This window comes from Paraburkholderia atlantica (genome assembly GCF_009362785.1).
Taxonomy (GTDB): domain Bacteria; phylum Pseudomonadota; class Gammaproteobacteria; order Burkholderiales; family Burkholderiaceae; genus Paraburkholderia; species Paraburkholderia atlantica.
In genome coordinates this window covers 1-6,736 of sequence record NZ_WHNQ01000105.1, presented here as the reverse complement: position 1 = coordinate 6,736, position 6,736 = coordinate 1, and the positions used below count along the sequence as shown (strand labels likewise).

General features: G+C 57.0%; 2 protein-coding genes and 8 pseudogenes. 6 read left to right on the top strand and 4 right to left on the bottom strand.

From position 1 onward, the window contains the following. On the top strand, positions 1-248 hold a 248-nt coding region (locus tag GCT19_RS40430), incomplete at its 5' end, for an ATP-binding protein (protein WP_193727519.1). A gap of 45 nt (positions 249-293) precedes the next feature. Here the strand turns inward: GCT19_RS40430 and GCT19_RS40425 are convergent. Further along, positions 294-555: pseudogene (locus GCT19_RS40425) on the bottom strand (transposase); the annotation flags it as partial. A 51-nt stretch (positions 556-606) separates the two neighbouring features. On the opposite strand from GCT19_RS40425, the pseudogene GCT19_RS45160 reads away from it, so the two are divergent. Then, a pseudogene (locus tag GCT19_RS45160) lies at positions 607-675 on the top strand (TniQ family protein); the annotation flags it as partial. A 74-nt stretch (positions 676-749) separates the two neighbouring features. Here GCT19_RS45160 and GCT19_RS40420 read toward each other — a convergent pair. Continuing rightward, positions 750-1,978: pseudogene (locus tag GCT19_RS40420) on the bottom strand (IS3 family transposase). Between the two features lie 236 nt (positions 1,979-2,214). Between GCT19_RS40420 and GCT19_RS45025 the strand changes: the two are divergent. From GCT19_RS45025 to GCT19_RS45020, 3 pseudogenes are all read left to right on the top strand, one after another. Beyond that, positions 2,215-2,321, top strand: a pseudogene (locus GCT19_RS45025) (IS6 family transposase); the annotation flags it as partial. Positions 2,322-3,249: 928 nt separating this feature from the next. Further along, positions 3,250-4,303 (top strand): annotated as a pseudogene (locus tag GCT19_RS40415) (branched-chain amino acid ABC transporter substrate-binding protein); the annotation flags it as partial. 92 nt (positions 4,304-4,395) lie between these two features. Next, positions 4,396-4,555, top strand: a pseudogene (locus GCT19_RS45020) (IS6 family transposase); the annotation flags it as partial. Between the two features lie 74 nt (positions 4,556-4,629). Here the strand turns inward: GCT19_RS45020 and GCT19_RS40405 are convergent. Beyond that, a pseudogene (locus GCT19_RS40405) lies at positions 4,630-5,070 on the bottom strand (IS6 family transposase); the annotation flags it as partial. A gap of 283 nt (positions 5,071-5,353) precedes the next feature. Between GCT19_RS40405 and GCT19_RS40400 the strand changes: the two are divergent. Further along, on the top strand, positions 5,354-5,932 hold the full coding sequence (locus GCT19_RS40400; RefSeq protein ID WP_018431528.1) for an LOG family protein: 579 nt from the start codon (positions 5,354-5,356) through the stop codon (positions 5,930-5,932). An 80-nt stretch (positions 5,933-6,012) separates the two neighbouring features. Here the strand turns inward: GCT19_RS40400 and GCT19_RS40395 are convergent. Then, positions 6,013-6,732: pseudogene (locus tag GCT19_RS40395) on the bottom strand (IS6 family transposase). Positions 6,733-6,736: the final 4 nt, after the last annotated feature.

Sequence of the window (6,736 nt, the reverse complement as noted above, 5' to 3'; positions counted from 1 at the left end):
ACGACCGCGATGAAATGGAGGTGTTGTTCACGTTGCTCGCCGAGCGCTACGAGCGAAAGAGCATCGTCATCACCACAAATCTCGTGTTCTCGGAATGGGAACGCATCTTTAAAGACCCGATGACCACGCTTGCGGCGATCGATCGCGTAGTGCACCACAGCGTCGTCCTCGACTTGATGGGTGTCGAGAGCTATCGCGCAAAAGCTGCCGGTGCGAAGCCGACAGCGTCAGCCGCAGCGACGGCATAGGGCGGCAATTTTAGTTGTCGCCGACGGCAGTTCTAGTTGACGCCAGACAGCCAGATGCAGTTGCTCCCACACGCCTGCGGCCTGCCAGTCTCGTAGCCGTCGCCAGCATGTCATGCCGCTGCCGAAACCCAGTTCCTGCGGCAGGTCTTCCCATGGGATGCCCGTTTGCAGGACATACAGGATGCCGTTCAGTGCTGCGCGGTCGTCAACTGTGCGCCGACGGTCGCCTTTGCGGTGACGGCGTAAATGCCGGAATCGACAGTTCCAGGGCCGCCCACAGTTCGTTCCTGATTTTTCTTCTGGACATGCGCCCAGGATACGAAACCTATGGCTTGATGTCCAGGTTGTGTTAGCCGCTATAAACGATGCCGACGTGTCGGCGCCGCGCTGGAAGAGGAGGGAATGGCTTGATCCAACAGCTGACTATTGAGAGGCACATCACACTCCGCTCGAGACGATCCCAGTGGACTTGCCCCTGCATGACCGGACACACGGTCACGCTTAGGTTGGAGAATTTGCTTGCTGGCGATACTCGCGTGGCGAGCGGTATTTCAGGGCGCTGTGCGGATGTAACTCGTTGTAGTGGTCGAACGCAATGGCCAAGTTCTGCAACGCCGTTCTGGCGTCGGGCTTGGGCATCCACGAAACGTAATCACGCTTCATCGTTTTGACGAAACTCTCGGCCATTCCGTTGCTCTGCGGACTTCGCACAGGTGTCGTGACGGGCTTCAAACCGATTTTCTGCGAGAACGTCAGCGTCTCGTCGGCAATGTAGCAGGAACCGTTGTCGCTCAGCCACTCGATTTCGCTCTCAGCCTTCAACGCACCGGCGAAACGGCTCTCGATAGCCTGAAGCATCACGTCGCGCACCATGTCGCCGGTGTAGCCGCCCGTCGTCGCAGCCCAGCTCATGGTTTCCCGGTCGCAGCAGTCCAGTGCAAACATGACGCGTAAGGGGGCACCGTCGTCGCAGCGGAATTCGAAACCGTCCGAACACCAGCGGGCGTTGCTGCTGTCTACCGCGACCTTGCCGTCGTGCCGACGCGTAGACGGGGCATGACGCGGTCGGCGTTCGAGCAGCAGGCCGTGGCTACGCATGACGCGATACACCCGCTTTACATTGACACGCGGTTGGCCCAGCGCATTCCGGTTTCGCCTCAGCAGCGCCCATGCGCGCCGGTAGCCATAGGTGGGCAGGTCGGCGACCAGCTCTTGAAGTTCGGTGACGAGCGGCACGTCATCCAGAACGGGCGTCTTGCGCCGGTCGACCCATTCAGCGGGGCGCTTCGATTTGACCGCGAGATTCGAGCGCGACACACCCAGGACTTCACAGACCGTCTTTCATCGGTCGTCCCCCCGCGGCAATGGTGAGCGCGCAATCAATTTTTTTGCTCGACCGTACTCCACTGCTTCACGGAGAATTTCCACTTCCATTGTTTTCTTGCCCAGCAGCCGCTGAAGTTCGCGAATCTGCTTCATCGCCTCGGCCAGGTCCGAGGCCGGCACCACCTGTTCACCGGCGCTGACAGCCGACAGGCTTCCGTCCTGATAGAGCTTGCGCCAGGCAAAGACCTGATTGGCATTCACTTGGTGGCGACGGACAACTCCCGAAACCGTGGCTCCGGGCTCAAAAGTCTCGCGCACTATCGCGAGCTTCTCTTCGACAGAACGCCGGCGGCGCTGCTCCGGCTGGGTTCGACAGGTTCCACGTTGTGACTGGGCTTAAACATAGGCAGAAGACTACCTCATAATTTAAGCGTTACCTCGTGTCCGGTTTTCGCAGGGGGCGGCCCACCCAGGATCTGCTTTACGCAATGCGGGCAACTTCGCTACCGATCTTCGATCGATAAATCGTTGTTGCGAGGACTGCAGGTATCGTTATTCCCTCAAGACGCGCTAGCCGAATTAGGTGTGCACATTAGCGCATCTGTAAGCAACTTTAGCGGGAACATGTGAGCTGCAACATATTCTTGGTGGAATCGAGACCATGCATATGATCCGCAAAGCTCAGGTGAACGATGGAGATATGGCACACTTTCTCCCGTCCAGCAACTCTACTCGCTCTTTGCATAAATAGTCCTATTTTGTTCGTCTACCCATGGCGCGAGAAGATGGTGACCAAGGCGTCAAGCCGACGTTGTGTTAGCGACTCCTCGCGGAAATGAAGCGATTTTGTTGCGGTAACGACAAATATTGTCCGGTTTGTCTGCCTTGTCTGTTGGCGCCATCGGTGAATGGCTTTAAGCGTGTTTGACGGTCTCTGGTTTTCTACTGGCACTGGCTTATTGGTATGGATTTCGCGTACAAGCAAAGGACTTAAAGTACTTTTTCAGAAATATGTTAATTGCGTGAAAATCAGACGGTAAATTCGCCTGCACGCGGAGTGCTCAATGATACCTAGCAGCACGGCCCAGCGGAATTTACCGAAACCACCGCCGTGTCCAGTTCGACGCCAGGCAATCACCGGGCTAATTAGGATCCCGCAAGCGCTAGTGATGGGTGTCGGAGTCTAGTCGTGATCGCAGTAATAATGACCTCGGGCTAGGGCATATTAATGTTCAGCGGGGACGTCGCCAACCCGTACGCCATGCGCCTGTCCTTGATAACCATGACGAAAATCTGGCGATTTCTGTGTCACCGCCTCGTTTTTGCGAAAAAGCACGAGGCTCAACCACTCAGGAGATTACCGTGTCATCTATCAACTGGAAAAATGGGCAACTCATTACCCTTGATCCTGGCGATACCGCGACGTGCCAGACCCTCACCGGCGGTCAACTCTACGGGCTCATCTTTTACAACGCAGCGGCAAATGACGCTGGCGCGAACATCTCCGTCGTGTGGAGCCAGTCGCAACCTCCCGTAACCGTAAGCGTGCCAGGCACGACGGCAAATCAGGGCCTTGCTTCAGTGCTGTTCGTAAATGGCTCTGACACCACTACCGTGTCGGCTGCGATGCGACCGGCCGGCCCTCAGCGGGTGCGGGTAGGAGTGTTGCAAATGAAAGGGCGGCAATGCTGTTCCGCTTACCGGAGGACTGGCGCATCTCGGGAAGGACATCGAGAATAGCACGCGCCTCGCAATTGAAGGAATAAACAAAGCCGGCTTAGAGATCAATGGGCAGAAAGTAATGCTCGTGATCGATCCGCAAGACGACGGGGCGGACCCGCGTCAGGGCACGCAGCTCGCGCAGAAGCTGGTCGACGACGGTGTCGTGGCAGTTGTCGGTCACCAAAACTCAGGTGTATCGATCCCGGCCTCGAAGATTTACAACGATGCCGGTGTCACCATGATCCCACCGTCGGCAACCAACCCGGTGTTGACTTTGCAGGGCTATAAGGTGACGTATCGCCTCGTTGGGACAGATGCCCAGCAAGGTCGTGCCCTCGCTGGTTATGCCGCATCGGATCTGAAGGTGAAGACCGTTGCAGTCGTCGACGACGCGACTGCGTGCGGACATGGGTTTGCAGATCAGTTTGAGAAGACGGCAAAGAGTTAGGGCATTACAGTCGTGTCGCGCGATGCTAGGACCGACAAGGCTACCGACTTCCGGGCGATTTTGACAAAGATCAAGGGAGAAAGACCCGATATCATTATGTACGGCGGGATGGATGCGACAGCCGGCCCGCTCGCTAGGCAATCGCGACAACTCGCCCTGCATTCGAAACTTTTATTCGGCGACGGCGCTTGCACGACCGATCTCAACAAGCTGGCCGGTGACGCTACGGACTCTGTCGCGTGTTCGGCGCGCAGGACCGCCCTCGAGAAGATGCCGGACGGTGCTGTGTTCACGCAGAAATTTCAAGCCAGGTTTGGTCAACCTGTTCAGATCTCACGCACCACACTCATCCGACACTGTGTACATTCTTGTAGATGCGATGAAGCGTGCAAACTCGACTAAGCGAGCCGCAATCCTTGCCACCATACCGCACACAAAATACTCGGGCGTCTCCGGCCTCGTTCAGTTTGACGAACACGGAGATCTGCAGCAGTCGGCGATCTCGCTTGTCAATTACAAGGAGGGCAAGAAGAACCTCCTCGAAATCGTGAAATTGTAGTATGAGGTAGAGCGGAGGGTGCGATCAAACGGCGTTGTCACGTTGTCGAGGGGCGCTGTCACGTTGCTGAGATGGTCGGGTAAAATCTCGTGATGAAGAATGCAAAATCGCTTTACCACGGTCATCGCTTCCCGGCCGCGGTCATTAGTTGCGCGGTGCGCTGGTATTTTCAGATTTCAGCTCAGCCTGCGTGATATCGAAGAGCTGCTGTTCGAGCGCGGGGTTATCGTCAGCTACGAAACGGTCCGACGCTGATGCGATAAGTGGTTCTGTCGCAGTATGGGCGAAAGGTCGGTCAAGACTGATATGGTATGGATTCCGTATCCAGCCAGCGAATAGAACTGCTGTGCGGGAGTTTGACCAACGCTGCCATCGTTCAATTGCCCCTTGACGATCATATGCATGACTTCGATGCCACCTAGGAGAATGCGGGCGCAACGAAATTTCTGGAACCTGAGCATCGGGCGGGTCCGGCGCTTGATCGCGCGGTGGTCCTGCTCGACGATGTTATTCAGATACTTCGACTGACGGATCGTGATCGGCGTCTCGCGCCCGGCGTGGATAGCCTCAAGCGCAGCGAGATTCGCCCCAATTTTGTCGATCGTCACCACCTCGGGTTCGCCGTTCCACTCGATCGACCTTTCTAAGTAGCGCTTCGCGGCAGCCTTGTCACGGTGGGCGCGCAGCAGGAAATCGAGCGTGTCTCCCGCTTTGTCCACGGCCCGGTAGAAGTACTTCCACTGTCCCTTGACCTTGATATACGTCTCATATTGGCATTTTTAATGGCGCCCCCGCATTTGCTGACATCCAATCTTCAGTCAATGACAATCACGGAATTGTAACGTTATGGTGTTGGAATGGCGGAGGCGGGTATTTTGTCCTAATCAATGGTTACGATGTTCAATAAATGGGGCTCAGTGGAGCGAAATATTAAATCTTGGCCGGGCAAGGGCGAAGAATAGATGACTTGTGATGAGTATGTCGGAGGTGCGGGCCCTTGAAACGGCGTGAAGGCGCCCCGCCTCGCAACGAATCGAAGGACGGTCGAGCATGAAGTCGGTGTGTGTCTTTTGCGGCTCCGCGATTGGGGCCAAACCGTTGTATGAACAGGCGGCGCGCGCGTTCGGCCGCGCCCTCGTCGAGGTCGATCTCGCGCTCGTGTTTGGGGGCGGCAAGGTAGGGCTGATGGGCGTGATCGCCGATACCGTAATGGCCGAAGGCGGCAGCGCGATCGGCGTGATTCCCGAGCTGCTCGTCAGCAAGGAAGTGGGTCATAACGGCCTGACTGAGCTGCATGTGGTGCCCGACATGCATCATCGCAAGAAGATGATGGCCGAACTATCCGATGCGTTCGTCGCGATGCCGGGCGGCGCGGGCACGCTCGAGGAGCTGTTCGAGGTCTTCACGTGGGCGCAGCTCGGCTATCACGGCAAGCCGGTCGCGCTGCTGAACACCGGCGGCTTCTACGAGCCGCTGGTCCGCGTGCTTCAGCACACGGTCGACGAAGGCTTCCTGCGCAAGACCTATCTCGACATGCTGCAGATCGACGCCGATCCGCTCGCGTTGATTGGCAAGCTGCAACGTTACGCGCCGCCCGCTCACGACAAATGGGCACACTACCGGCCATAGTCTTGCGATAAAGTAAATTAGGGGTTCTGTCGCAGTAAGAGCGAAAGGTCTGGCAAGACCGATATGGTATGGATTCCTTATCAAGCCAGCGAATAGAACTGCTGTGCGGGAGTTTGACCAACGCTGCAATCGTTCAATTGCCTCTTGACGATCATGTGCATGACTTCGATGCCCCCCAGGAGAACGCGGGCGCAACGAAATTTCTTGAACCCGAGCATCTGGCGGGTCCGGCGCTTGATCGCGCGGTGGTCCTGCTCGACGATGTTATTCAGTTACTTCGACTGACGGATCCTGATCGGCGTCTCGCGCCCGGCGTGGATAGCCTCAAGCGCAGCGAGATTCGCCCCAATTTTGTCGATCGTCACCACCTCGGGTTCGCCGTTCCACTCGATCGACTTTTCTAAGTAGCGCTTCGCGGCCGCCTTGTCACGGTGGGCGCGCAGCAGGAAATCGAGCGTGTCTCCCGCTTTGTCCACGGCCCGGTAGAAGTACTTCCACTGTCCCTTGACCTTGATATACGTCTCATCCACGCGCCAGCTCCTGTCGACTGCGCGCTTGCGACGTCGAAATGCCTTTTCCAGAACGGACAGCAACTTGATCGCCCACCGGTGCACGGTTGAATGGTCGACATCGATGCCGCGTTCAGTCATCATCTCTTCCAGATTTCGCAGGCTCAGCCCATATGCCACATACCAGCGCACGCACATCAGCATGACATCGAGCGGATAGTGCAGTCGCTTCAGAACCTTCGCAAGTCCTGGGGCAAGGGCCGTTCGTGGCGTCGGTGCCTTCTTCATCATCGGG

Excerpts from the sequence above, each read along its gene's own strand:
- GCT19_RS40400 (WP_018431528.1), top strand. The coding sequence starts at position 5,354 with ATGAAGTCGGTGTGTGTCTTTTGCGGCTCCGCGATTGGGGCCAAACCG.